This window comes from Ruegeria sp. CDSC054, assembly GCF_059610645.1.
In genome coordinates this window covers 14,590-39,778 of record NZ_JBXWOA010000011.1, presented here as the reverse complement: position 1 = coordinate 39,778, position 25,189 = coordinate 14,590, and the positions used below count along the sequence as shown (strand labels likewise).

General features: G+C 58.9%; 23 protein-coding genes. 16 read left to right on the top strand and 7 right to left on the bottom strand.

Going from position 1 to position 25,189, the window contains the following annotated elements:
• Positions 1-2: 2 nt before the first annotated feature.
• On the bottom strand, positions 3-938 hold the full coding sequence (locus AC2FGC_RS18105) for a 2-hydroxyacid dehydrogenase (protein ID WP_496783076.1): 936 nt from the start codon (positions 936-938) through the stop codon (positions 3-5).
• A gap of 127 nt (positions 939-1,065) precedes the next feature.
• On the opposite strand from AC2FGC_RS18105, the gene AC2FGC_RS18100 reads away from it, so the two are divergent.
• From AC2FGC_RS18100 to AC2FGC_RS18085, 4 genes are all read left to right on the top strand, one after another.
• On the top strand, positions 1,066-2,301 hold the full coding sequence (locus AC2FGC_RS18100) for an acyl-CoA dehydrogenase family protein (protein WP_496726847.1): 1,236 nt from the start codon (positions 1,066-1,068) through the stop codon (positions 2,299-2,301).
• A gap of 8 nt (positions 2,302-2,309) precedes the next feature.
• Complete coding sequence (locus tag AC2FGC_RS18095) at positions 2,310-3,116, top strand: thioesterase family protein (RefSeq protein WP_496783074.1); 807 nt, start codon at positions 2,310-2,312, stop codon at positions 3,114-3,116.
• 122 nt (positions 3,117-3,238) lie between these two features.
• A complete protein-coding gene (locus AC2FGC_RS18090; protein WP_496779524.1) occupies positions 3,239-3,838 on the top strand; it encodes a DUF1007 family protein in 600 nt (199 codons plus the stop codon).
• The gene (locus AC2FGC_RS18085; protein WP_496726850.1) at positions 3,823-4,764 is read left to right on the top strand and encodes a nickel/cobalt transporter; all 942 of its coding nucleotides are present in this window, start codon (positions 3,823-3,825) and stop codon (positions 4,762-4,764) included. The genes AC2FGC_RS18090 and AC2FGC_RS18085 overlap by 16 nt, the downstream gene beginning before the upstream one ends.
• Here AC2FGC_RS18085 and truA read toward each other — a convergent pair.
• Entirely contained in the window at positions 4,761-5,528 is a 768-nt protein-coding gene (gene truA, locus AC2FGC_RS18080; protein ID WP_496726851.1) for a tRNA pseudouridine(38-40) synthase TruA, read from the bottom strand. The genes AC2FGC_RS18085 and truA overlap by 4 nt on opposite strands.
• A gap of 107 nt (positions 5,529-5,635) precedes the next feature.
• Between truA and AC2FGC_RS18075 the strand changes: the two genes are divergently transcribed.
• From AC2FGC_RS18075 to AC2FGC_RS18040, 8 genes are all read left to right on the top strand, one after another.
• Positions 5,636-7,051, top strand: a complete 1,416-nt coding sequence (locus AC2FGC_RS18075) for a YcjX family GTP-binding protein (protein WP_496726852.1) — start codon at positions 5,636-5,638, stop codon at positions 7,049-7,051.
• Positions 7,048-7,503, top strand: a complete 456-nt coding sequence (locus AC2FGC_RS18070; RefSeq protein ID WP_496726853.1) for a GNAT family N-acetyltransferase — start codon at positions 7,048-7,050, stop codon at positions 7,501-7,503. The genes AC2FGC_RS18075 and AC2FGC_RS18070 overlap by 4 nt, the downstream gene beginning before the upstream one ends.
• Positions 7,496-8,485 carry a YcjF family protein gene (locus AC2FGC_RS18065; protein ID WP_496726854.1) on the top strand — a complete coding sequence of 330 codons (990 nt, stop codon included), beginning with the start codon at positions 7,496-7,498 and terminating at the stop codon, positions 8,483-8,485. The genes AC2FGC_RS18070 and AC2FGC_RS18065 overlap by 8 nt, the downstream gene beginning before the upstream one ends.
• A gap of 54 nt (positions 8,486-8,539) precedes the next feature.
• Entirely contained in the window at positions 8,540-9,250 is a 711-nt protein-coding gene (locus AC2FGC_RS18060) for a VIT1/CCC1 transporter family protein (RefSeq protein ID WP_496726855.1), read from the top strand.
• 283 nt (positions 9,251-9,533) lie between these two features.
• Positions 9,534-12,233, top strand: a complete 2,700-nt coding sequence (locus AC2FGC_RS18055) for a DUF2339 domain-containing protein (RefSeq protein ID WP_496783072.1) — start codon at positions 9,534-9,536, stop codon at positions 12,231-12,233.
• Between the two features lie 163 nt (positions 12,234-12,396).
• Complete coding sequence (ileS, locus tag AC2FGC_RS18050; RefSeq protein ID WP_496783070.1) at positions 12,397-15,309, top strand: isoleucine--tRNA ligase; 2,913 nt, start codon at positions 12,397-12,399, stop codon at positions 15,307-15,309.
• Positions 15,310-15,390: 81 nt separating this feature from the next.
• The gene (locus AC2FGC_RS18045) at positions 15,391-15,846 is read left to right on the top strand and encodes a methylated-DNA--[protein]-cysteine S-methyltransferase (protein WP_496726860.1); all 456 of its coding nucleotides are present in this window, start codon (positions 15,391-15,393) and stop codon (positions 15,844-15,846) included.
• 76 nt (positions 15,847-15,922) lie between these two features.
• A complete protein-coding gene (locus tag AC2FGC_RS18040) occupies positions 15,923-16,390 on the top strand; it encodes a hypothetical protein (RefSeq protein ID WP_058273207.1) in 468 nt (155 codons plus the stop codon).
• A gap of 3 nt (positions 16,391-16,393) precedes the next feature.
• Here the strand turns inward: AC2FGC_RS18040 and AC2FGC_RS18035 are convergent, their stop codons facing one another.
• The 4 genes from AC2FGC_RS18035 to fsa form a co-directional block, all read right to left on the bottom strand.
• Positions 16,394-17,089, bottom strand: a complete 696-nt coding sequence (locus AC2FGC_RS18035) for a CDP-alcohol phosphatidyltransferase family protein (protein ID WP_058273208.1) — start codon at positions 17,087-17,089, stop codon at positions 16,394-16,396.
• A gap of 85 nt (positions 17,090-17,174) precedes the next feature.
• On the bottom strand, positions 17,175-18,095 hold the full coding sequence (locus AC2FGC_RS18030) for a tyrosine recombinase XerC (RefSeq protein ID WP_496783069.1): 921 nt from the start codon (positions 18,093-18,095) through the stop codon (positions 17,175-17,177).
• Complete coding sequence (locus AC2FGC_RS18025) at positions 18,092-18,799, bottom strand: DUF484 family protein (protein ID WP_058273210.1); 708 nt, start codon at positions 18,797-18,799, stop codon at positions 18,092-18,094. The genes AC2FGC_RS18030 and AC2FGC_RS18025 overlap by 4 nt, the downstream gene beginning before the upstream one ends.
• A gap of 194 nt (positions 18,800-18,993) precedes the next feature.
• A complete protein-coding gene (gene fsa, locus AC2FGC_RS18020; RefSeq protein ID WP_050603155.1) occupies positions 18,994-19,647 on the bottom strand; it encodes a fructose-6-phosphate aldolase in 654 nt (217 codons plus the stop codon).
• 90 nt (positions 19,648-19,737) lie between these two features.
• On the opposite strand from fsa, the gene AC2FGC_RS18015 reads away from it, so the two are divergent.
• The 4 genes from AC2FGC_RS18015 (at position 19,738) to AC2FGC_RS18000 (ending at position 24,632) form a co-directional block, all read left to right on the top strand.
• Positions 19,738-21,933 (top strand): primosomal protein N', encoded by a 2,196-nt coding sequence (locus tag AC2FGC_RS18015; RefSeq protein ID WP_496783068.1) that lies wholly within the window; start codon positions 19,738-19,740, stop codon positions 21,931-21,933.
• A gap of 79 nt (positions 21,934-22,012) precedes the next feature.
• Complete coding sequence (locus AC2FGC_RS18010) at positions 22,013-23,245, top strand: MFS transporter (protein ID WP_282170787.1); 1,233 nt, start codon at positions 22,013-22,015, stop codon at positions 23,243-23,245.
• A gap of 66 nt (positions 23,246-23,311) precedes the next feature.
• Positions 23,312-24,184, top strand: a complete 873-nt coding sequence (locus AC2FGC_RS18005) for a 50S ribosomal protein L11 methyltransferase (RefSeq protein WP_496726865.1) — start codon at positions 23,312-23,314, stop codon at positions 24,182-24,184.
• A gap of 103 nt (positions 24,185-24,287) precedes the next feature.
• Positions 24,288-24,632 carry a hypothetical protein gene (locus AC2FGC_RS18000; RefSeq protein WP_496726866.1) on the top strand — a complete coding sequence of 115 codons (345 nt, stop codon included), beginning with the start codon at positions 24,288-24,290 and terminating at the stop codon, positions 24,630-24,632.
• Between the two features lie 103 nt (positions 24,633-24,735).
• Here AC2FGC_RS18000 and AC2FGC_RS17995 read toward each other — a convergent pair whose 3' ends face one another.
• Positions 24,736-24,948: a DUF1127 domain-containing protein gene (locus tag AC2FGC_RS17995; protein WP_108861009.1), complete on the bottom strand. Its 213-nt coding sequence runs from the start codon at positions 24,946-24,948 to the stop codon at positions 24,736-24,738.
• Positions 24,949-25,189: the final 241 nt, after the last annotated feature.

Genomic DNA, 25,189 nt, shown 5'->3' with positions numbered 1-25,189 from the left:
ACTCAGTAGCCGCGTGTGCGGTCGACTTCGTGCAGTAAGGGCTTCCCTGCGGACAACCGTTGGAAATTCTCTGCAACGTCCGCCAATGCTTCGCCTAAGTGCCAGCCAGAAACATGCGGAGTGATTGTGACGCCAAGGTGTGCCCAGAGCGGACTGTCTGAGGGCAAGGGTTCTGTACTGGTTACGTCCAGAACGGCGTGGCCCGGCGTTCCACGGTCCAAGGCTTCGATCAGCGCATTTTCGTCAATCAGATCACCACGCCCCGCATTCAACAGCTGACTTCCGGGCTTCATGGCGGCCAGCATCTGCGCGTCGAACAAGCCGACGGTTTGCGGCGTGGACGGCAGAATGGCGCAAACGTGGTCGCATTGGCCTAGCAACGTCGGCAGCGCATCCTCGCCATGTAGGCAAGTGACACCCTCGATCTCTTTCGGGGATCGGCTCCACCCCATGACCTGAAAACCGATGGCGCGCAGCATCCTGGCGCTGCGGGCGCCGATATGGCCCAGGCCCAGAACGCCCACTACTGTGTCCGGCGTGAATATCGGGGCTTTGGGCACCCATTCTGCCTTGCGCTGGGCAGCTTCGTGAAATGCCATGTTCCGTTGATGGTGAAGGACATAAGCGACAAACCATTCGGCAATACCTTGCGCGGGCGCATCGGGCTTGAGCCGTGCGATACGGACATGATCGGGCAGGCTCGGGTTGCCAACAATCGTTTCAACGCCCGCGCCCAGTTTCTGGACCAGTTGCAGGTTCGGCAGCCGTTTGGGGTGGTCGTTGTTCAGGCCGACAACAGCGACCATGGTGATTTCGCTTGCATCTCCAATCGTTTCCCGGGTTCGCACATCCGCACGGGGGTTTATGTTTCGGATCGTTTTGGCGATGTCATCATCGCTTATCCAGTCGGTCAGACCGGTTTCGATCAGTAGCGCCATGAATCACCCTCGCAATTTCATTTTGATTGAGTTGACGTTCCGTCACACAGCTAGACATTCCATCGGCAGCTAAGTCATTCTCTGTTCAAAGGTAAAGCCCGCTCTTTGGGCCTGAGGAGGAAAGCTCATGAACATGTCATTCGGTCTGCGCGAAGAAAATCGCGCACTGCTACAACGTGTGGCAGATATGATCCGGGATGAGATCATGCCGCTGGAAGAAGAATACCAGGCCGAAATCGATAAGGGCGACCGCTGGCAATACACCGAACGTCAGGCTGAAATCCTCGAAGGGTTGAAAGCCAAAGCCAAGGCTGCCGGACTTTGGAACTTTTGGTTGACAGACAGCGACAAGGGCTTTGGCTTGACCACGGTCGAGTATGCTTACTTCGCCGAAGAGATGGGCAAAACGCCTCTTGGGGCCGAGGTGTTCAACTGTTCGGCCCCCGATACCGGTAATATGGAAGTGTTCGAGCGCTATGGCACGGACGAGATGAAAGAGCAGTGGCTGAAACCCCTGCTGAACGGCGATATCCGGTCCGCGTATTTGATGACAGAGCCGGACGTGGCGTCATCGGATGCTACGAATGTATCGATGTCCTGTGTGCGGGACGGGGACGATTATGTACTGAACGGTGAAAAATGGTGGTCATCTGGGGCGGGTGATCCACGGTGCAAGGTCTATATCGTCATGGTCAAGACGGCAGGTGACGAGCAACCCAAACACAAGCGGCAGTCGATGATTGTTGTGCCTGCCGATGCGCCAGGGATCGAGGTTCTGCGACCGATGCAGGTTTACGGCCACGATGATGCCCCGCACGGCCACATGCACATTCGCTTTACCAACGTTCGGGTTCCCGCCGAGAATATCCTGCTGGGCGAAGGCCGCGGGTTCGAGATCGCGCAAGGTCGCCTTGGGCCCGGCCGTATCCACCATTGTATGCGCGCAATTGGTCAGGCTGAAACGGCGCTGGAACAGATGTGCAAACGGTCGCTGCAGCGCGAAGCCTTCGGCAAGAAACTGGCGCAACTCGGGGCGAATTTCGATATCATTGCCGAATGCCGGATGGAGATTGAAATGGCGCGCTTGCTGTGCCTGAAGGCTGCCTGGTACATGGATCAGGGCGATGCCCGTGCGGCGGCACCCTGGATCAGCCAGATCAAGGTCGTCGCCCCGCGTGTCGCACTCAAAGTCATCGATGAGGCCGTTCAGATGTTCGGCGGGCAGGGGGTCAGTCAGGACACGCCGCTGGCGACGGCCTGGACCCATGTGCGTACTTTGCGGCTGGCCGACGGGCCGGATGCGGTCCACCGCCGTCAGGTGGCGCGGGCCGAGTTGAAAAAGCACACGCAGGAAAAAGTCTGAGGTTTTAGGTGGTGTTGAAACCGGATCTGAAGGAACAGGCCTATTTCCACGTTCGGGCTGACGGAGCTTTTGTCGGCAATGATCCCGCACGCGGGCCTTGGTCTGCGGATCATTGTCATGCCGGTCCGGTCGCGGGGCTGATCGTCCGCGCGGCTGAAACAGAGGTCGGGCCGGAAAAAATGCTGACCCGGCTGACGGTGGATTTGCTGCGCCCTCTGCCGCTGACAGGTCTGCGGGTTGCCGCGGAGACCACGCGCCATACCAAAACGTTAGCGACCACACGTGTCACGGTGCACGATCTGGACGATACACTATGCGCTACGGCCACCACGATGCATATGGTGCGTCGCGATTTGGGGGCGGTTCCCAACGTCTCGCTTGCGACACCCGGCTTTGAGGACGCGGTGACAGGCCCGTTTCCGATTGGCGAAACGCGCCATGACCTGCCGGGGTTCGCAAACCATTCGAACATTCTCTACCCCAAGGGTGGCAACCAGAAAGCCGGTCCAAAGACAATCTGGATGCTTACCCCGAAGCTGTTGGAAGGCGAGGCGCAATCGCCGATTCAGGCGCTTTGCCCGCTGTCGGATTGTGGCAACGGGATCTCGTGGAATGCACCGACGTCGGAGATGGGGTTCATGAACACCGATCTGACGGTCCAGATTCATCGTGAACCCAAATCGGACTGGTTGGCCTCGCAGTCCGTATCTCATTGGCAACCTTCAGGAATAGGGATGTCGCAATCGGTTCTGTTCGACACCGAAGGCCCGGTCGGAACAGCGTTGCAGACACTGGTTTTGTTCCCGCCGAAGTGACTGGTTTGGCCAGTTCCTGCACGGGTCTGTCGAAACACGTTGCCGGGCACGGGCCAAGCCCCTATCTTTTGCCTATGCGATGGCTCATAACCCTTTTCTCCTGTTGCCTGCCGGTTCCGGTATTGGCCCACCCGCATGTCTTTATCGACACCGGGCTGGAATTTATTGTGGATGATAGCGGCCAGTTGACCCATGTCAGGGTAACTTGGGCGTATGATGAGCTTTTCTCTTTGTTTCAGCTTGAAGATATGAAGCTGGATCAGGATTCCGATGGCATTCTGACCGAGAGCGAAGAAAAGTTTCTGTCCGGCTTTGATGCCCAGTGGGTCGAAGGATATAATGGCGATCTCGTGGTGTTCGCCGATGGTGCGCCGGTCGATTTGTCAGGGCCGATGGAGGCCAAAGCGACCACCGAGGATGGCCGTATCGTGACAACCCACCTGCGCGCGGTGGAAGGCGGTGGAGTGCCGGCAACCGCAGTCGTCGCAAAAGCATATGATGAATCTTACTACACGGCTTATGAAGTGACCCGCCCGGTATCGGTATCTGGACCCACCTCTTGTCAGATCAGCCGGATTGACGCGGATATTGACGGGCAACTGGCGCAGATGCAGGCGTTCCTACAGACCTTGGACGCCGACTATGACCTTGAAGAAAACGATATCCCCCTGGTTGGGGAAAGCTTTGCGACCGAGGTCCGTCTTTCATGTCCAAGTACCTGATTGTTCCTGTAGCCATCGCCGTTGGTCTGTTGCTGTGGTTTTGGGGCAGCGGTGGTTTTGACCATTTGGCCGCTTGGGCCGCTGGTGAGCAGCGGGAGTTTCAGAACCAGATCGCCCGCGCTTTGCGCGCCGCGCGTGCGGAACAACCCGAGGCCGTGGCAACGCTGCTGACAGTCTGTTTTGCTTACGGCTTTTTTCACGCCATCGGTCCTGGCCACGGCAAAGTACTGATCGGCGGTTATGGATTGGGTCGCAACGTGGCCTTTCTGCGCCTGTCCGCGATCAGCTTGTTGTCCAGCTTGGGGCAGGCGGTGACGGCAGTGGTTCTGGTCTATGCCGGGGTACTGGTGTTCCAAATGTCTCGGGCAAGCCTTGTCGACACGACTGAAAAGGTTATGGCCCCGATCAGCTATGGCGCCATTGCAGCGATCGGTTTGTGGTTGATCTTTCGGTCCATTCGCAGTTTTGCGCGACGCCATCGCAGCGAAAACGTGCATCATCATGGCCACGACCACTCGCACGATGACGGTCACGAACATCACGACCATGACCATGGTGTCTGTTCTGATTGTGGGCATCGCCATGGCCCTACTGCCGACGAAGTGGCCCAAGTCGGTAGCCTGCGTGAAGCGGTGGTGTTGATCGCAGGAATTGCCGCGCGCCCCTGTACCGGAGCTCTCTTTGTTCTGATCCTGACGTGGCAGATGGGTATCGCGATGGTCGGCATTGCTGGCGCTTTCGCAATGGCGCTGGGCACGGCGACCGTCACAACTCTGGTCGGTTGGACGTCGTTCGGACTGCGCGGAGGGCTTCTGGCCTCGGCTTCGGCCACGCGATTTGCCTCGGTTCTGGCTCCGACTATTGAGCTTGTGGCAGGCCTGCTGATCGCTGTGATTGCATGTGGCCTGCTTCTGCGCGCGATTTAATCGAAAACCGGTTCCGGATATCCGACCCGCGCCAGATACAAACCTTGCGGCGGGCAAACCGGCCCGCAAGCGGCTCGGTCGCAGGCTTCCAGCGCATCCCGCACATCCTCGGGCGTCCAGGTGCCGGCACCGACACGTTCCAGAGTTCCGACAAAACTGCGCACCTGATTGTGCAGGAAGGACCGGGCGCGAACGTGAAAATGTATCTCTGGCCCTGAAAAACCGTCAATTTTCTCGACGCTCAGCTCATCCAGGGTTTTGACAGGGCTTGCAGCCTGACAAATCGAAGAACGGAACGTGGTAAAATCATGCCGCCCGATCAGCATATCCGCGCCCGCCTGCATCGCGTCGACGTCCAACTGATGGTTGATCTGCCAGACCTGCCCGGCGTCGTGGGTTGCCGGGGCACGGCGCATTAGGATACGAAACAGGTATTGCCGTTCGAGCGCTGAAAAACGCGCGTGCCAGTCGTCATCCACACGTGCGGCTTTAACGATGGCTACGGGTTGCGGTTTGAGGTGATAGTTCAGCGCCTCGGACAATCGAAAAGGGTCCCATTCCTTGGTCAGATCACAATGAGCAACCTGTCCCAGCGCGTGTACGCCTGCATCCGTGCGACCAGCGGCGGCAATGGTGTGATCGCCGGGCTCGATGCGCGACAGAGCCTGTTCGATTGCCCCTTGAACAGACGGCTGATCTTTTTGCCGCTGCCACCCGGCAAACGGTTCCCCCTGGTATTCGACTTTCAGTGCGTATCTAGGCATGCGCTGCTGGTAACGCGCTGCGTCGCAACGGGCAAGAGCGGGAAAGCGCTGGTATGTCCGACAGCCGCTACCTATCTTGGGGGAAACGATAAAAGCGGGGCGACAGATTGGTCATCTCATCTTTGGCAGACAGTTTGGCGCGCGGTGTCGAATCCGTCGGCGACCGCGTGTCTGAGGCATTGTTTGAGCCGGTGATCCGACTGGGCGTCACCGGGTTGGCCCGTTCGGGGAAAACGGTTTTCATAACATCGCTGGTCGCGAACCTGCTCGATCGCGGGCGGATGCCCGGCCTAGTGGCGCAGCAGGAAGGGCGGATCAACGCGGCTTACCTGCAGCCCCAGCCGGACGACACTGTGCCGCGTTTCGACTATGAAAATCATCTGACAGCCTTGACCGGACCTCAGCCGCACTGGCCGGACAGTACGCGCGCCGTGTCCGAACTGCGCCTGTCGTTCAAGGCACGCCCCGCCGGTCTGTTATCGGGGCTGCAGGGCCCGCGAACCATCCATCTGGATATCGTGGACTATCCGGGCGAATGGCTGCTGGATTTGGCATTGCTGGACAAAACCTACGAGGACTGGTCGCAGGAAACGCTGGAGCGCATCGCCAATCGAGCAGAGGCTACGACCTTTTTGTCGCTGGCAAAGGCCATTGATCCATCCGAAAGTCATGATGAACCCAAAGCACAATCACTGGCCCAAGAATTCGCTTTATACCTGAACGCTGCGCGCGACGCCGGGTTCTATGACTGCACGCCCGGGCGGTTCCTGCTGCCGGGCGATTTGGCCGGGTCCCCGGTGCTGACATTTGCGCCCTTGCCGGTCGAAGATCACAGTCCACGGCGCAGCCTGCATCATGAGATGGCCCGCCGCTACGAAGCGTACAAGTCCAAGGTCGTAAAGCCTTTCTTCCGTGACCATTTCGCCCGGATCGACCGGCAGGTGGTTCTGGTAGATGCGCTGGGCGCAATCCACAACGGTCCGCAGGCGGTTGAAGATATGCGCCGCGCGATGGCCGATATCCTGTCGGCATTCCGACCGGGGCGAAATGCATGGCTCAGCCAGTTGCTGCTGGGTAAGCGGGTCGAGCGTATCTTGTTTGCAGCCACCAAGGCCGATCATTTGCATCACTTGCAACATCACCGCCTGACAAACATCATGGAGGCCCTGACCCGCGAGGCGCGCGACCGCGCCAGTTTCGCCGGCGCAGAGACAGCGGCACTATCCCTCGCCTCTTTAAGGGCAACGACCGAAGAAATTCGCACTCATAATGGGGCCGAACTGCCCTGCGTGCGGGGAACGTTGCTGGACAGCGGCAAACAGGCGGCTTTCTATCCCGGAGACCTGCCCGAAGACCCGTCGCATCTGCTCGGTCCGGCGCGTAACGGGTCCGACGGCTGGCTGGGTGAGGACTACGAGTTCATGGCCTTTGCACCAGCGCACCTGACCTTGCGGCCCGGTGATGGCCCACCTCATATCCGGTTGGACCGGGCCGCCCAGTTTCTGATCGGAGACCGGCTGTGACCGTCGTCCTGCGTCCTGCCCGCAGCACAGATGCCGGTGTAGCCGGAGAGATTTTGCACGGTTTCGCCATTGAAAACGAGTGGATGCCGAAACTGCATTCACGGGCGGAAACCATCGCATTTTGCGGTCGAATGATTGATTTGGAATGGATGACTGTGGCCGAAACCGAAAACGGGGTGATTGGGTTCTTGGCGCTCAATGGCACCGAAATTCACTCGCTTTATCTGTCTCCCGACGCGCGTGGACGGGGGACTGGTCGGCATTTGCTTGAATATGCAAAGTCCCGCCAGTCCGAATTGTCTCTGTTCGCCTTTCAGGCCAACCATTCCGCACGCCGGTTTTACGAGCGCAACGGCTTTGTCGAGGTAGCACGAAGCGATGGCGCTGACAACGACGAGAACCTCCCGGACATCAAGTATGTCTGGAACAGTGAAGGAGCAGCCAATGGCTAAGGGGCCGGTTCTGATTGATCTGGAGGGTGATGAACCCGCGGCTGATGTGTCGCAAGCACCTCCGGTCCCGGATATCGCACAACCTCAGGGTCAGGCGATGCAAGGTGCGGCGCGTTTGGCGGCGCACAAACCTTCGACCCTGTCGCGGTGGTTCTGGGGTTTGGCGCTTGCCGCGCTTGGGGCTGTTGTTTCAGTGGCGGCTTGGGACTTTGTGAATTCCCTGATTCTCCGCGCGCCGATCATAGGATGGGTGATTACGGGTTTGTTTGCAGCGCTGGTGTTGGTCGCATTGATCATCGCTGTGCGCGAGCTGGCCGCAATCGGACGGTTGTCCCGCGTGGACGGGATGCGTCACGCGGCCGATACTGCGTTGGCTGAGGATGATCTTGCGCAGGCGCGCGCAGTCACGAACCGATTGATCTCGTTTTACAAAGGCCGAGACGAAACCCGTTGGGGGCGCGATCGGCTGTCCGAACGGATCGACGAACAATTTGACGCGTCTGGTCTGCTGACCCTGGCCGAGGACGAGCTGCTGGCCCCGCTGGATGTCGCTGCCAGTCGCGAAGTCGAGGCTGCCGCGCGTCAGGTTGCAACGGTGACGGCGTTGGTGCCTTTGGCGCTTGCGGATGTTGCGACCGCGCTGGCCGCTTCTTTGCGGATGATCCGGCGTATCGCGGAAATCTATGGCGGGCGCGCAGGGTTTTTGGGCAGTTGGCGACTGACGCGGGCCGTGTTCGTGCACCTTGTGGCCACCGGGGCGGTGGCCGTGGGAGACGACCTGCTGGAACCTGTGCTTGGGGGATCAATCCTTAGCAAACTGTCGCGCCGGTTCGGCGAGGGGCTGGTCAACGGCGCGTTGAGTGCGCGAGTCGGGGTCGCCGCGATGGAGGTCTGCCGTCCGCTGCCCTTCTCGGATCGGCACAAGCCATCGACCCGCGGCATCATCAAACGTGCTCTGGCTGGCTTGTTTTCCAAAACTTGACCTGACGCAAGGTACAGTGGTTGGCTGTCGTGCATAACAGTGTCAGAGCCAGCCATGACCGATCACGGACACAGCCAGCAAGAGATTGCAGAACGCATCAACGCGCCACCAGGTCGCGGTGTTTTGCGGGATGTGGTCTATGGTGGGATCGATGGGTCCGTAACTACCTTTGCCATTGTGGCGGGTGTAGCTGGGGCGGGCCTGTCACCGTTTATTATCGTTGCATTGGGACTGGCCAATGTACTGGCGGACGGGTTTTCCATGGCGGCGGGTAATTACTCGGGCACCAAGGCTGAGCTGGACAATATCCGCCGCATCCGGTCCATCGAAGAACGTCACATCAGACTGTACCCCGAAGGCGAGCGGGATGAAGTGCGGGTGATTTTATCGCAAAAGGGCCTGTCGGGGCGCGTTTTGGATGAGGCGACGGATGCCATCACAGCCAACCGCGACAATTGGATAAATCTGATGATCGAGGGTGAATACGGATTGGGCAGCGTCGATCCGAACCCGTTCAAAGCCGCGATGGCAACGTTTTTGGCGTTTCTTGTGGCCGGCATGGTCCCGCTGCTGCCGTTTCTGCTGTCGTTCGATCGGGCCTTTCATCTCTCGATTATCATGACCATGGCGGTCTTTTTTGTCATCGGAGCTTTAAAAAGCAGATGGTCACTGGCTCCGTGGTGGTGGTCAGGTCTAGAGACTTTTGCGATCGGCGGCGCGGCCGCACTGATGGCGTTTTTTGTTGGCTCGTTGTTCCATCCCTAGTGATAAGAAGTACCGCTGGGCGCGCGGTGTAGATTGTCAGTATTTCAAAGTCGTTGATGGACCCGGATCTGATCCTGCGATGGCTACATCCTGTCGACGCCTGTTTCTCATCTGGTTCGATTGCCGCTGTGTTGGTCATCATCTGGTTGATGGTTGCCGGACTGTCCCTTGGCTGGGGATAAGGCGTTCTGAACTGCGTAGCCCGCAAAAAACACGGTTTTTCGGACTGTTGCGCAGACCGACACCCGGCTAGGTTGACGGCACATATGCCCGGAGGCCTTTGTTGGAATCGCTGCTCGTACTCGTTGGATTGATCGTTCTGGCCATCCCGGTGGCCATCCTTGTTCTCTTGGTATCCCAGGTTCGACTGCGCCGCCGGGTGGAGCAGCTTGAACAGCAGGTTCGCGTGCTTGGGGGCGATTTGTCGACGCAGGAAACGGCCCCTGAACCAACGCAAGCCGCAGAAATAATAGAATCGCCTTGGCCAGTCGTCGAACCAAAATCGCCTGAGGTTGTCACGGACGAGGGCGACTCAGCACCCAAGCCGCAGAAAGCACCCGCACCCATGACGGTGCGTGACGACCGTGTCGCCGCACTGAGCGCCTGGCTGCGAGAGAACTGGTTCTACGCGGTTTCTGCCCTTTCGTTGGCGCTGGCGGGTGTTTTTTTGGTCCAATACGGGGTCGAAAGCGGGCTGTTGTCACCAACGATGCGCGTTATCGCGGCGCTGATGTTCGGGGCAACGCTGATCGGCGCGGGTGAGGTGATCCGTCGGAAGTATGGCGATGACGAGTCTTCGGCCACGGCTTACCTGCCATCGGTCTTTTCTGGGGCCGGGCTGGTGACGCTGTTCGGTGGCTTGCTGGCTGCAAGGCAGTTGTACGATCTGCTTGGTCCCGAAGCGGCCTTGATTGCCATGATTGCTGTTGCGCTTGTGGGGCTTGTTTTGGGCTGGTTCCACGGCCCCTTGCTGGCGGCCGTCGGTTTGATTGGTGCGTTTGTGTCACCCTTCGTGGTGGGCGGGACCTCGACCGACCCCGGCTGGTTGTACGGCTATTTCTTTGTGATCGCCGTCCTTGGGTTGGGGATCGACACTGTGCGGCGCTGGGGGTGGATATCCGTTCTGACGCTAGTCGGGGCTTATACCGCGTGCCTGCTTTTGGTGCTTTCGGCACCGGCGACCGAGCCGGGGTATCTCGTCGGCGTAACCGCATTGGCGGTTATCGCGATCGCGATCCCCGTGCGGCGGATCTGGCCAGATCACGAGGGGCGTATGATCAGTGAGATCATTGTCATTCAAAAAGGCCTCCAGTGGCCAGAGTTTCCGACACGCCTTGCCTTTGGCGCGGTGAGCGTCAGCGCAGTAATCCTGGCGATACACTGGCCAGACTCAGCGGCCGAATTTTGGCTGGGAATCATGCTGTTGGCAGGCCTGACGCTGGGTTTGCTGACCTGGGCAAGCCAGGCGCGGGCCCTGCAAGACCTGACCATACTGCCAGCCGCTGGTCTAACTTGGTTCGTACTGATCCAAGGGTGGGACAACGGCTCTGTCGCGCGCCGCTTCGCTGAAACCTATGCCGAAACCGCCGAGGCGGATTTCCCGTGGGCGGTTACCCTGTTGGTGGCACTGGGTGCATTGATCTCAGGCCTTTCAGCTTGGCGATCGTTTCGCGCAACCGAGTACTGGGCTGTATGGGCGGGCGCTGCCGCAGTATTTGCACCGTTGTTGGCAATCGCGCTGGAGCTTGGATGGCATCCCGATGAAGTTATCGGAGCCTATCCGTGGGCGTTGCATGCGGTTGCATTGGCGGTGATGATGGTTGTTCTGGCCGGGCGTTTCGCGCGCGTCGACGGCGAAAACCGGCTGCGGGCGGCTTTGGTGACCTTGTCGGCTTTGTCTTGCCTGACCTTTGCCTGCGTGATTGTCCTAAGTTCGGCTGCCCTGACAATTGCTTTTGTGGCCGTGATCGTGGCCGCGGCGGTGCTGGATCGGCGCTTTGATCTTCCACCTATGGGTTGGTTCATCTGGGCTGGCGTCTTCACTGTCACGCTCCGGCTTGTACTGAATCCCGGTCTGGATTGGGCAAACTCGGCACCGGTCGCAGAAATGGCGCTTGTCTATGCCACAGCTGCTGTTGGATTTCTGGCGGCCTGGGCCATCCTGCGCCCATTGAACCGTCCGGTCATCGCGCTGCTTTTGGAAAGTGCCGCCTGGGCCACCGCTGGTATCTTGCTGTCCTTGCTGTTGCTGCGCTGGCTCGAAGGGTTTGGCAACGGCGGTGCCCATGACAGCCACTGGGGGCTGGGGCTTTTGTCCTTGATCTGGCTGCTGCTGGCCTGCGCGCAGGTGCGGCGGTTCGAATTGGGCGGAAAACTGAATTATGCGCGCTACGGGCTGGCGTTGTTCTTTGCGGCACATGGTGTTGTTCGCCTGGCGCAGGCGCTGACCGAAGCGAACCCATTGCTGAATGCCCAAGCTGATCCGGTTCTTGGGGTGCCAATATTGAATACCCTCGCCGTGGCTTACCTGTTGCCCGCCATTGTATTGGCCCTGTCGGCTGCTTGGCTGCCTGCACTGCACCCGCGATGGAAACAAGGGTGCTTCGGTCTGGCAACAGCCTTGGGTGCCGTCTGGCTGGGCTTGACCATTCGCCATGTCTGGCAGGGGGCCAGCGGTATGTACGAAGGCAACGGTGTTTCGCAGCCCGAGCTATACACCTACACCATGGCCCTACTGCTGGTCGGTGCGGGCCTGTTCTATCAGTCACTCGCCCGTCGATCGGACATGATGCGCAAGGCGGGGTTGGTCGTCATTGGGCTTGCCGTGGCCAAGGTGTTCCTGGTCGATATCGCTGGTTTGGGGGGGCTGATCCGGGTGTTCTCACTGCTGGCGCTGGGCCTTGCGCTGGCCGGTTTGGCGTGGCTGAACCGGTGGGCCACGCTGCGCCATTCGCCGCATGGGGCGGAACCTCTGGACCATTAGGCGCGGGCGTCCTATAAGCCCGGCATGTATGACCGGATGGCCATCATTATTCGAATTATATCCCCGGCGCTCTGATTTCGCGAGACGCCGGGCAAAGGTGCTTGAGATTTCGCACTGACCGCTTCGATCCAAACACGAAAAGATCATCCTGAGGACGCCCCAAATGTGCGCCGACACGACCCAAACACCTGACTACAAAGAAACGCTGAACCTGCCCAAAACCGATTTCCCCATGCGCGCTGGCCTGCCCAAGCGCGAGCCCGCGTGGTTGGAACGGTGGGAGAAAATCGGTGTCTATGACCGCCTGCGTGAAAAAGAGAACCGCACGGCCTTTACCCTGCATGATGGCCCTCCGTACGCCAACGGCCACCTGCATATCGGCCACGCGCTGAACAAAACCATCAAGGACATGATCGTGCGGTCCCATCAGATGATGGGTCATGATGCGCGCTATGTGCCCGGCTGGGACTGTCACGGCCTGCCAATCGAATGGAAGATCGAGGAACAGTACCGCAAGAAGGGCAAGAACAAGGACGAGGTGAACATCGTCGACTTCCGTCAGGAATGCCGCAAGTTTGCCGAAGGCTGGATCGACGTCCAGCGCGAAGAATTCAAGCGCCTTGGTATCACCGGCAACTGGCCCGATCCCTACATCACAATGGACTATCACGCCGAGGCTGTGATCGCCGACGAGTTCATGAAGTTCCTGATGAACGGCACGCTCTATCAGGGCTCGAAGCCCGTGATGTGGTCGCCCATCGAGAAAACCGCGCTGGCCGAGGCTGAGGTCGAGTATCATGACAAGGAAAGCTTCACTATCTGGGTGAAATTCAAAGTCGTAAATGCTGGCGATCTGGATGACGCGTTTGTTGTAATCTGGACAACGACGCCATGGACGATGCCGTCGAACAAGGCTGTCGTCTACGGTAAGGACATCTCTTACGGCCTCTACGAAGTCACCGGAGCACCAGAAGAATGCTGGGCTAGTGCCGGAGACAAGTTCCTGCTGGCCGACAATCTGGCCGCCGACGTGCTGGGCCGTGCACGCCTGAACGACGACCAGTGGACTCGCGTGCGTGACGTAACCACCGATGAATTGGCCGGTGTCCAGTTGACCCACCCGCTGGCCCGGGCCGAAGGTGGCAATGGCGAATGGGACGACATCCGCGACTTCCGCGCCGCTGAGTTTGTAACTGACACCGAAGGAACCGGTTTTGTCCACTGTGCGCCGTCGCATGGTATGGAGGAATTCGAACTGTACCGTGATCTAGGCATGCTCGAGCAAGTCATCACCTACAACGTGATGGACGATGGCTCGTTCCGCGCTGACTTGCCGTTCTTTGGCGGTAAGTTCATCCTGTCCCGCAAGGGTGGTGAGGGTGATGCGAACAAAGCCGTCATCGACAAGCTGGTCGAGGTTGGCGGGCTGCTGGCGCGTGGCAAGATCAAGCACAGCTATCCGCATTCGTGGCGCTCGAAGGCTCCGATCATCTACCGTAACACGCCGCAGTGGTTTGCGTCTGTTGATCGCAAACTGGACGACGGCATGGGTGAGATGGGTGACACCATCCGCGAACGCGCGCTGCGTTCGATCGACGAGCTGGTGAAGTGGACGCCTCAGACCGGTCGCAACCGTCTGTATTCGATGATCGAAGCGCGCCCGGACTGGGTCTTGTCCCGCCAGCGCGCCTGGGGTGTGCCGCTGACCTGCTTCACCAAGAAGGGCGCTCTGCCCACCGACGCGAATTACCTGCTGCGTAATGAAGAACTCAACGCCCGCATCAAGGCGGCGTTCGAGAAAGACGGCGCGGATATCTGGTACACTGACGGCTTCAAAGAACAGATCCTCGACGGCATCGCCAACCCGGATGACTACGATCAGGTGTTTGACGTTCTGGACGTGTGGTTCGACTCTGGTTCGACCCATGCCTTCGTTCTGCGCGACCGTGAGGACGGCACTGAAGACGGCATCGCTGATGTCTATATGGAAGGCACCGACCAGCACCGCGGTTGGTTCCATTCGTCCATGCTGCAAGCCTGTGGCACCAAGGGTCGTGCGCCGTATCGCAACGTTGTGACCCACGGCTTTACGCTGGATGCCAAGGGCAACAAGATGTCCAAATCTCTGGGCAATACCATCGTGCCGGAAGAGGTCATCAAGCAATACGGTGCCGATATCCTGCGCCTTTGGGTGGCTCAAACCGACTACACCGCCGACCAGCGGATCGGGCCGGAGATTTTGAAAGGAACCGCCGACAGCTATCGCCGTCTGCGCAACACCATGCGGTTCATGCTGGGCTCGCTGGCCGACTTCACCGAAGCGGATCGTGTCGCGCCTGAAGATATGCCGCGTTTGGAACGCTGGGTTCTCAGCCGTCTGGCCGATCTGGATGAACAAGTGCGCAAAGGCTATGCGTCCTTCGACTTCCAGGGCGTGTTCAGCGCCGTGTTCACCTTTGCCACGGTCGATCTGTCTTCCTTCTATTTCGACGTCCGCAAGGATGCGCTGTACTGCGACGGCGACAACCTGCGCCGCCGTTCTGCGCGCACCGTGCTGGATATCCTGTTCCACCGACTGACCACATGGCTGGCCCCGGTTCTGGTCTTCACCATGGAAGAGGTCTGGCTGGAGCGGTTCCCCGGCGATGACAGCTCGGTCCATCTGGTGGATTTCCCGGAAACCCCTGCCGACTGGCGTAATCCAGAACTTGAGGCTGCTATGGCCAAGATTCGCCGTGTTCGCCGCGCGGTGACTGCAGCGCTGGAAATCCAGCGTCAGGATAAGGTCATCGGATCCAGCCTTGAGGCCGCGCCAATCGTGCATGTCGAAGACAGTGACACCCGCGATCTGCTGGCCACCTTTGACGTGGACGACATGTGCATCACGTCTGGCCTGACCGTTTCGGGCGATCCGGCCCCGGCCGAGGCGTTCCGTGTGCCGGAAATCGAAGGGGTAGGGGTTGTCTTCGAAAAAGCAGATGGCGAGAAATGTCAGCGTTGTTGGAAGATCCTGCCGGATGTCGGTCGGCATTCCCACGCGGGCGTATGTGGGCGCTGTGACGAAGCCCTGGGCTAAACATTCGAACCCTCGGCATGACTGCCGGGGGTTTTTCTTTCCCCGCTTGCGCTGGCCCCGGCGATCTGAAACGCTGTATTCATGCCGATGATTTCCGTTGATACGCAGTTTGGCCGCCTTGGCATTGAAGAAACAGATGGCGCCATCACACGCCTTGTGTGGGATGGGCAGGACGACGGGCCGGACACACCCCTGTTGCAGGAAGCCGCTGCGCAGTTGACCGCGTATAACGAGGGGCGTCTTGAACGGTTCGATCTGCCGTATCGTGTTGTCGGGTCAGACTTTCAGCGCAATGTCTGCGACCTGATGTATGCCATTCCGCTGGGCGAGACCCGAACGTACGGGGACATCGCGAAAGAGCTTGGGCAGCCACCCCAACCGGTGGGGCAGGCCTGCGGTGCGAACCCCATACCGGTGATTATACCTTGCCATCGGGTGCTGTCTGCCAACGGTCTGGGCGGGTTCTCGGGCGATGGTGGCGTTGAGACCAAAGTGGCCTTGCTGCGTCATGAACGCGCGGCGGGCCTGCTGATCTGAGGCGCGAAAATCAGTTGCAATCCCAGAGTTCGCGGCCCAACCTATGTCAGTTACTGAATTTGAAGGACCGTATTGCATGACCGCCCATACAGACCCGGCCGCTCGCAAAAAGGCCATCATAGACCGCCTGATGTCGCTGGAAGAACAGGAACTGGCAACTGCGCAGGCGCATTACGACGCATTTCTAAAAGACTCGCAGCTGGACGACCGCGAAGGGCATGACAAGGATGACATTGCCGCCTCGCGCGAGAATGCGGATCTGGCGGCGGCGTTCGATGCACCCGTTCATGCGCACCACGCCAAGATTGATGTGATCGAGAACACGGATTTCAGCCTGACGGACCGGGTTCAGCCAGGCGCTGTTGTCAAGTTCAACAACCGCCGTTTCGTGGTCTGTGTTTCGACTACACGGTTCGAGGTGGACGGCAAAACCTATATGGGTATTTCAACCCAGAGCCCGATCTACCTGACCATGACCGGTCTGCAAGAGGGTGATGTGTTCACCCATAACGGCACCGAGTTCGAGGTTGAGGAAATCCTGTAACGTTCAGTTGTTGCGCAGCGGGACAAGTTGCTGCGCAATGCCAGCTGAAACCAGGTAGAGGCTTGTAATCACCAACCCCCAATGCGCCCAGCTTTCGGGATGGAAATCGACCCAGGCAGCCCATCCGGCGAAGAACGTCCAGGCGAACGCGATGGGCAGTGACACGTTGCGCCAGCGTTCCGTCCGCACAGGGTGAATGAACTTCAACGGCAGGAACATCGCCAGCGACAACAGTGAAACCAGCAGCAGGATCACCCAGAAATTGGGCTCAAGCGCGAAGATCACGATGACGAACATGTTCCAGCAACCCGGAAACCCCGAGAACGAGTTGTCCTTGGTCTTCATCCGCGTGTCCGCGAAATACATGGCGCTGGCAAAGGTGATCACAATGATCGCAAACCAGCCTGTCCAACCGTCCATCAGCCCAGATTTGAACAGCGCAAAGGCCGGAATGAACACGTAGGTCAGATAGTCGATGATCAGGTCCAGAAGAACACCGTCAAATTCCGGTGCGTTCTTTTTGACATGGTAGTGGCGCGCAAGCGGGCCGTCGATTCCGTCCACGATGAACGAGATCACAAGCCACAGATACATAAGGCTCCACTTTTCCTCGACCGCGGCCAGCATGGCCAACATTGCAAAGACGGCACCGGTCGCGGTGAACAGATGTACGGAAAGGGCTTTGAGTTTTATTGTCATTTGTGTCTCTTGGACGATGCGCGCTGCAGATGCAAACTAAAAGCCGGGTAAGGGTACAGCCCAGACGTTATCGTGGGACCTGCGATCAGGCCTTGGGGTGCGCGCGGTTGTAGACTTCCATCAATCGGGCCGTATCTACGGCCGTATAGGCCTGCGTGGTGGAAAGCGAGGCATGGCCCAACAATTCCTGAATGGCGCGCAAATCGCCCCCTGCGGACAGCAGATGGGTGGCAAAACTGTGCCTTAAAGCGTGCGGAGTGGCGGTTGCGGGCAGGCCAAGCTGCATGCGCGCCTTGGCCATCACGCCCTGAATTGCACGGGGATTGAGCGCACCGCCCCGCACCCCACGGAACAAAGCCTTTTCTTGGGATTGTGGATGCGGGCAAAGCTGCAGGTAGCGGTCAACGGCGGTGCGGGCGGCCGGAATCACCGGAACGATGCGTTCTTTTCCGCCCTTTCCCACAATACGCAAGCTACCCGGCAAAGGTGCGTCGCTTCCTGTCAGGGACAGCGCCTCAGAGATGCGTAAACCGCAGCCATAGAGCAATGTGACGACAGCAACGTCGCGGGCCGAGATCCAGTCGTTTGACGCCTGAAGTTCGACCGTGTCGATCATCGCGCGGGCCGCATCTTCGGCCAGCGGGCGAGGGAGTTTTTGGGTAAACTTTGGCGCGCGTGTAGACAGGACTGCGGTGGGTTCGAACCCTTCGCGTTCAGCCAGCCATCGGTAGAAGCTTTTGACCGCCGACAGCTTGCGCGCCAGGGATCGCGTGCCAACACCTGCGCTGCGCTGATCGGCCATCCAGGCGCGCATGTCGGACAAGGTGATGCGGGCCAGCGCTGCCAAACCCTGCTGTTCACTGTGATGCAGTGTCATGAAAGACAGGAAGTCGGTGACATCACCACGATAGGCGGCCTGGGTGTTTTCCGATCGCCCCGCCAGCGCGCTCAGGCTGTCCAGCCAGTACTGTAACGCGTCGCGGCAGGCGGGTGAGATCAGGCTCACGACAACCAGTGGCGCATCGAGCGTTCGAAGACGCCAGCGAAGAACGACAGAAGATCAGTGCCCAGCTGCGGCGAGAAGTGGTTGCGGTCCCTTGCGCTCATCACGATCATGCCGGGCAACCGACCCTCGCCCAGATCCAACCGCAGGCAAGCCTCGGACCGCAGGTGATCTGCGTTGGGTCCAAAAATCCTGTGCGTCGGGTGGAGGATCTCGCGCAGAACCACGTCGCGAGCGGGGCCGCCGCGGTCGAAGGTCAGGTAATTGTCCACGAAACCGGGTTCGACTACGGACAAAACACCGCCCAGAGTGTCGATGGCGGGGTCTTCCTGTGTGGCTGTGGATTCCAGAATCAGCTTGATACGATCAACGCGCAAGATTTCGACCACATCCGAGCCGAGCGTGCGCAGGAAATCTTCGAACTCGGCCGGTTCCAGCATGCGGATAACGGCACGATGCACCTGATTTGTGCCTGCAAGGTTTTCATATGCTGCGGCGATGACGGACCGGTGGGTGTCTTCCAGCCTGTCCAGCCGTTCCTCGAGCCGTTGCATGGCGATGCCGCGCAGGTCGATGACGTTGTCCCCGCGCGCCTGTTCGTTGGCTGTCACAAGTGCCTGCATCAGGTCCTTGTCGTCCAGCACGGCGTCTGGTTTGGCCAGAATCGCGGCGCGCAAGTTGTCCTGGAGTTTGGTGTTGCTGCTCATGTCCCGCTCGGTCTTTTTTTGTTGAGGGGCTTATAACATGAGTTATGGCGGTTTCCTTGGAAAAAATGCATTGGCGGTGCATTTCATTCCCACTGTGACCTACGGCTCCCGCCTGCGAAACCTTGATCAAAGATCAAGGCTTGGCAGTTGGGCCGGGCGCGGCACCTGACGGTGCCGCGCGGTCGCGCAAAGAGTCAGAGGATTTTCTGACCTGTCTTGGCCCAGTCGGCCAGGAAGGTTTCCAGACCTTTGTCCGTCAACGGGTGATCGGCCAGTTTCTTGATCACGGCAGGCGGTGCGGTGATCACGTCAGCACCGATGCGGGCGCTGTCGGTCACGTGGTTCACGGTGCGGATTGAAGCGGCCAGAATTTCGGTTTCAAAACCGTAATTGTCATAGACCTGACGGATGTCGGCGATCAGATCCATGCCATCCAGGTTGATGTCATCCAGGCGACCGATGAAGGGCGAGATGAAGGTTGCGCCCGCCTTTGCGGCCAAAAGCGCCTGGTTGGTCGAGAAGCAGAGTGTGACGTTGACCATCTGGCCTTCGTCGCTGAGCGTCTTGCAGGTTTTCAGACCGGCCCATGTCAGCGGAACTTTCACGGCGATATTCGGAGCGATCTTGGCCAGCTTTCGGCCCTCGGCGATCATGTCGTCAGCTTCGGTTGCGACAACTTCGGCTGAAACCGGTCCGTCCACCAGATCACAGATTTCCTTGGTCACTTCCAGAATGTCACGACCTGATTTCAGGATCAACGAGGGGTTGGTGGTCACGCCGTCCACCATGCCCAAATCGTTCAGTTCGGCAATGGCGTCGATTTCGGCTGTGTCTACGAAGAATTTCATGCGGGCAGTCCTTTGATGGGTTGGCCTTGGTCGCGGATGGCTTTACCTCAAAGAGACCCATGCTGGAACCCCCGAGCCCAAGGATATGCGTTGAGCACTCAGGAGTATTTCGACCACGGAGAGCTGGTTGCGGTTCTGACCGCACAGCCGCTGGACCGGACGCTGGATTACAAGGCCCCCGAGGGGGGCTGTTTTCTGGGGGCGTTCGTAGAGGTTCCGCTGGGGCCGCGCAAAGTACTGGGTGTCGTCTGGGGGCCGGGACAGGGCGGGTTCGACCTGAACAAGGCGCGATCCGTGATCCGCGTGCTTGAGGTCGCGCCAATGCGCGAAGAAATGCGGCTGTTTCTGGGGAAGGTTGCCGATTACACCCTGACACCGATGTCCGCGATGTTGCGGCTGGCAACCAGGGCGCCGGGTTTGGGTGATCCGCCGTCGATGCGTAAGGTTTATCGGCTGGGTAATGGCGAGCCGGACCGGATGACCGACGCACGCACCCGTGTGCTGGAGGTACTCCGCAACTATGGCGGGCTGGCGTTCACACTGAAAGAACTCGCCGAACAGGCCGGAGTGACGTCTTCGGTCGTCAAAGGGTTGGTCAAGCAGGGAGCTGTACGGGAAGAAGACAGCCCGCGCGATTTGCCCTATCCGAATCTGGATCCGGATTTGCCGGGCAAAGCTTTGACCGACGATCAGGCTGCGGCGGTTGAGAAGTTGCAGCAGGGCCAGCGGTCCGGGGAATATGGAACCACGCTGCTTAAGGGCGTGACGGGTTCGGGCAAGACCGAAGTGTATTTGGAGGCTGTAGCCGAGGCGCTGCGGATGGGCCGACAAGCCTTGGTTCTGCTGCCCGAGATCGCTCTGACAGCGGAATTCCTGACGCGGGTTGAGGCGCGGTTCGGTGCACGCCCAGCCGAATGGCATTCCGGTGCGACCATGACGGAACGCCGCCGGGTCTGGCGGATGGTCGGGCAGGGAGATGCGCAAATGGTGATTGGTGCGCGGTCAGCTTTGTTCCTGCCGTTTCGCAACCTTGGCTTGGTGGTGGTCGATGAGGAACACGACACCTCGTACAAACAAGAGGACGGCGTGCATTACAGCGCGCGGGACATGGCTGTTCTGCGGTCTGCAATTTGTGGCGGGCGGGTGATTCTGGCCAGCGCAACACCTTCGCTGGAAAGCTGGGCCAACGCCGAGGCGGGAAAATACGACCGGGTCGATCTGACCTCGCGGTTCGGGGCGGCGGTGTTGCCGGAGATGAAGCCCATCGACATGCGCGCCGAACAGATGCAACCGGGGACGTGGATTTCTCCGTCTTTGCGGCAGGCGGTGATGCAGCGGATCGAGAAGGGTGAGCAATCGCTGCTGTTCATCAACCGCCGTGGGTATGCGCCGGTGACCCTGTGCCGCGCTTGCGGGGAGCAGATTGCCTGCGATCATTGCGACGCGCGGATGGTCGAGCACCGGTTTCTGAAACGGCTGATGTGTCACCAATGCGGTGAGACCAAGCCGATGCCTGAGGAATGTCCCTCATGCGGCGTCGAGGGCAAGTTGGCCCCGGTCGGCCCGGGGATCGAGCGGCTGGCCGAAGAGGCTGAGGCGACGTTTCCCGACGCCAAGATCGCGATGCTGAGTTCCGATTTGTTCGGCTCGGCTCGCGCCCTGAAGGCTAAGATCGAAGAGATTGCCGAGGGCGATGCCGATATCGTCATCGGTACGCAGTTGGTTGCCAAGGGGCACAACTTTCCCAATCTGACTTTGGTCGGGGTAATCGATGCCGACCTCAGTCTGCACGGGGCGGACCTGCGCGCCGCTGAGCGGACATTCCAGTTGATGCGGCAAGTCGCGGGTCGGGCAGGCCGGGCGGACAAGCCAGGGCAGGCCCTGTTGCAGACATTCCAGCCCGAGCATCCCGTAATCCGCGCTATTCTTTCAGGTGACGAAGAAGGATTTTGGAAGGCCGAGGCCGCAGGACGGCAGGCGGCGGGTGTGCCGCCATACGGCCGTATGGCAGGGATCGTCCTGTCCGGACCTGAGGTTGGACCAGTTTTTGATATCGGGAATGCAATGGCCCGCAACGATGCGCCGCTGCGCGATATCGGGGCACAGGTCTTTGGCCCGGCTCCGGCGCCTATTGCGCGGATTCGCGGCAGACACCGCGTGCGATTGCTGGTCAAGGCACCCAAGGGCGCCCCGATTCAGGACGCGATAGCACGCTGGATCGCACCCTTGCGCCTGAAAGGTGACTTGCGTTTGACCGTGGATATCGATCCGCAGAGTTTCTACTGACCTCTGCATCAGCGCAGATCGATTGTGCGCGCACTGCTTCGGCCTCGCCAAAATCTGAAAATGGGCGTAGAGGAGTCCCATGTTGAAACCGATGCCCCTGTCCGAGGCGCAGAGCCTTCCGTTCTGGCGCCGCCCTGTGACGCTCTTGTTCGTCATGGCGCTGACGATGCCGATTGCCTTCAACGCTTGGAGCGCGCTGTTGAACAATTTCGTCATCGAGGTGGCGAATTTTGACGGGGCCGACATTGGGTTACTGCACACTGTGCGGGAGATCCCTGGATTTCTTGCTGTTGGCGTGATCGCGGTGATCATTTTCGTGCGCGAGCAGGTATTGGCGATGATCTCGCTGATGATGCTGGGCGTGGCAACTGCGTTGACAGCATGGTTTCCCAGCCTTGGTGGGTTGCTGTTTGTCACCCTCTTCAGTTCGATCGGGTTTCACTATTACGAAACAGTAAATCAGTCGCTGCAGTTGCAATGGCTGCCCAAGGACCGCGCGCCACAGGTATTGGGCTGGCTTGTTGCCATGGGGTCAGCCGCGACGGCAGTAGTCTATGGCCTGATCGTTCTGACCTGGGACCGGTTTGATCTATCCTACAACATTGTATTCATGGCCGCTGGTGGTGTGACCGCCCTGCTGGCGGTGTTCTGTCTGTTCGCCTTTCCGCAGTTTGACTCGCCAACTCCACAGACTAAAAAACTGATCCTGCGTCGTCGCTACTGGCTGTATTACGCACTACAGTTCATGGCCGGCGCGCGGCGGCAGATCTTTGTTGTCTTCGCGGGCTTCATGATGGTCGAGAAGTTTGGGTTTGAAGTGCACGAGCTGACCAGCCTTTATCTGATCAATCTGGTGATCAATATGGCGGCGGCTCCGATGCTGGGTAAGGCTGTATCGTTGTTCGGTGAGCGCCGCACGCTGATCTTCGAATACACCGGCTTGGCGATCGTTTTTGCGGCCTATGGCGGTATCTACTGGTTCGGTTGGGGCGTGGTGCTGGCTGCAACCCTATATGTGATCGACCATGTTCTTTTCGCATTAGCGCTTGCCCTGAAGACCTACTTTCAGAAAATCGCCGATCCTGCGGATATTGCACCGACTGCGGCCGTTGCGTTCACGATCAACCATATCGCCGCTGTGTTCCTTCCTGCGCTTCTGGGCCTGCTGTGGGTCATCTCGCCCGGTGCAGTCTTTGCACTGGCCGCTGCGATGGCGATGATCTCGTTGGGTTTGTCCTTGCTGATCCCGCGGCACCCGGAACCGGGAAATGAAACGATCTTGTCGAAATACGCGCCGGCACCTGCCGAGTAAGCGCCAATGCTTGACCTTGGCGAGCCATCGCCATAGGCGCTGTGTCAATCGATACAGGAGGCCCCCATGCCCACATTCACTGCGCTGACTACACTGACCGGTAAAAAAGCTGCCGAAGGGCTGGGCGAAGCGATGGAGCGTCTGGATCCGGAACCAACCGGCGTAGGTGTATTCGAGGTCGAGGATGGCTCGGGCCTCTGGGAAGTTGGTGGGTACTTCACGGAAACTCCGGACGAAACCGCTCTGGCCGTTCTAGCCGCCGCGTTTGAGGCCAAGCCTTTTGTTGTGTCAGAACTGCCCGATACGGATTGGGTGGCCCATGTGCGCCGGGAACTGGCACCGGTCGATGCTGGACGGTTCTTTGTCTATGGCAGCCATGACGCTGACAAGCTGCCCGAGGGACGTATCCCGCTACTGATCGAGGCTGCAATGGCCTTTGGCACCGGCCACCACGGCACCACGTTGGGATGCCTAAAGGCGCTGGACCATCTTCTGAGCCAAGGGTTCACGGCGACCAAAGTGGCCGATATCGGCTGCGGCACTGCCGTGCTGGCCATGGCGGCCGCGCGGGTCTGGGAAGGTGAGATCATCGCCAGTGATATCGACGAAGTGGCTGTTGATGTCGCCGAAGCCAACCTGAAGGCCAATGGCATGGCAGGCAAGGTCCGTTGCGTGGAAGCGGCGGGCTTTGACCATCCCGATCTGGGCGCGATCGCACCTTACGATCTGATTTTCGCAAATATCCTCAAGGGGCCACTGATTGCTCTGGCCCCCGAAATCGCAGCGAATCTGCGCGTCGGTGGATACGCAATTTTGTCTGGAATCCTTAACGAACAAGCCGATGATGTGGTTTCTGTTTATGTACAAAACGGGTTCAATTTAGAGAAAAATGACCAAATTGGTGAGTGGACGACGCTAATATTAAGCAAACAGGGCTAAATTTGGGCCATTTGCTGGAGCTTTCTGGAGTTTTGCCTCGATTTTGTCGCATTCTGTTTCTACCGTCTTAACGTGGAAACGGGGGGCGGTTTTGGAGGCTGCCATGACGGGAAAACAACTAGAATTTGATCAGCGCGTGAATCGCCTGAACAAGAAACACGCAAAACTAAGCCGTGGCTATCGTGCGACGATGCGCAAGGACGGGTTGGTTGTGATGAAACCGCAGAGGGTAAAGTCTGCTTTGCCCCTGAAGGTTCTTCTGATGTGTCTGCTTGGGTTGTTCGCATTCAAGACGTTCTTGCTGACCAGCCTTGGGCCTTCGGGCTATCAATACAGGGTTGATGCATTGAACGAGGGCACTTCGGTTGAACAAGCCGGTGCTTGGGTGATGCAAATCGATCCGGTATCGCTGATGCTTTCGGAACAGTTGGCACGGCTGCTGCCCTAACATCAGGCCAATGAATCAGAAACGCCGCGCATTCTGCATGCGCGGCGTTCTGCTTTGCCCCCGAGGGAGGGAAGGGGCATATGAGTGGGCGGTGCGTTAAATCTTAACGACGACCTTCGGCCACGACGTCAATATCGCCACGGCACAGTCCGATATCTTCCAGTTCGCGATCTGTCAGACCGCTCAGCGTGTTACGTGTCACACGGGCGTCATTCCATTCGACAACGGCGTTCACGACCGATGCGAAATATGCGCCGATACGGCCAACGAGGCCGAATGAGCCAGTGGTGGTGCGGGTTGTGTCCAGTGCAGCCATATCCTGTTTCCTTCTGGTTTGAGTTTACGTTTTGATCGTTCGTTCTGAGCGGCATCTAGTGCCGCCAAATCGGCTGTGCAAGTGCGGAAATTGCAACTGTCCTATGCGTTTTTTGCAGGGCTCAAGATTCATTAGAACCCCTTAATTTATTGGCCATTTTTGCTTCATGAAACGTGTCGATTTCAGACTTTTGCCTGTCGCAAATTGGCCGTTTTGTCGCGTGTGAAACAGGTCTGTCGTT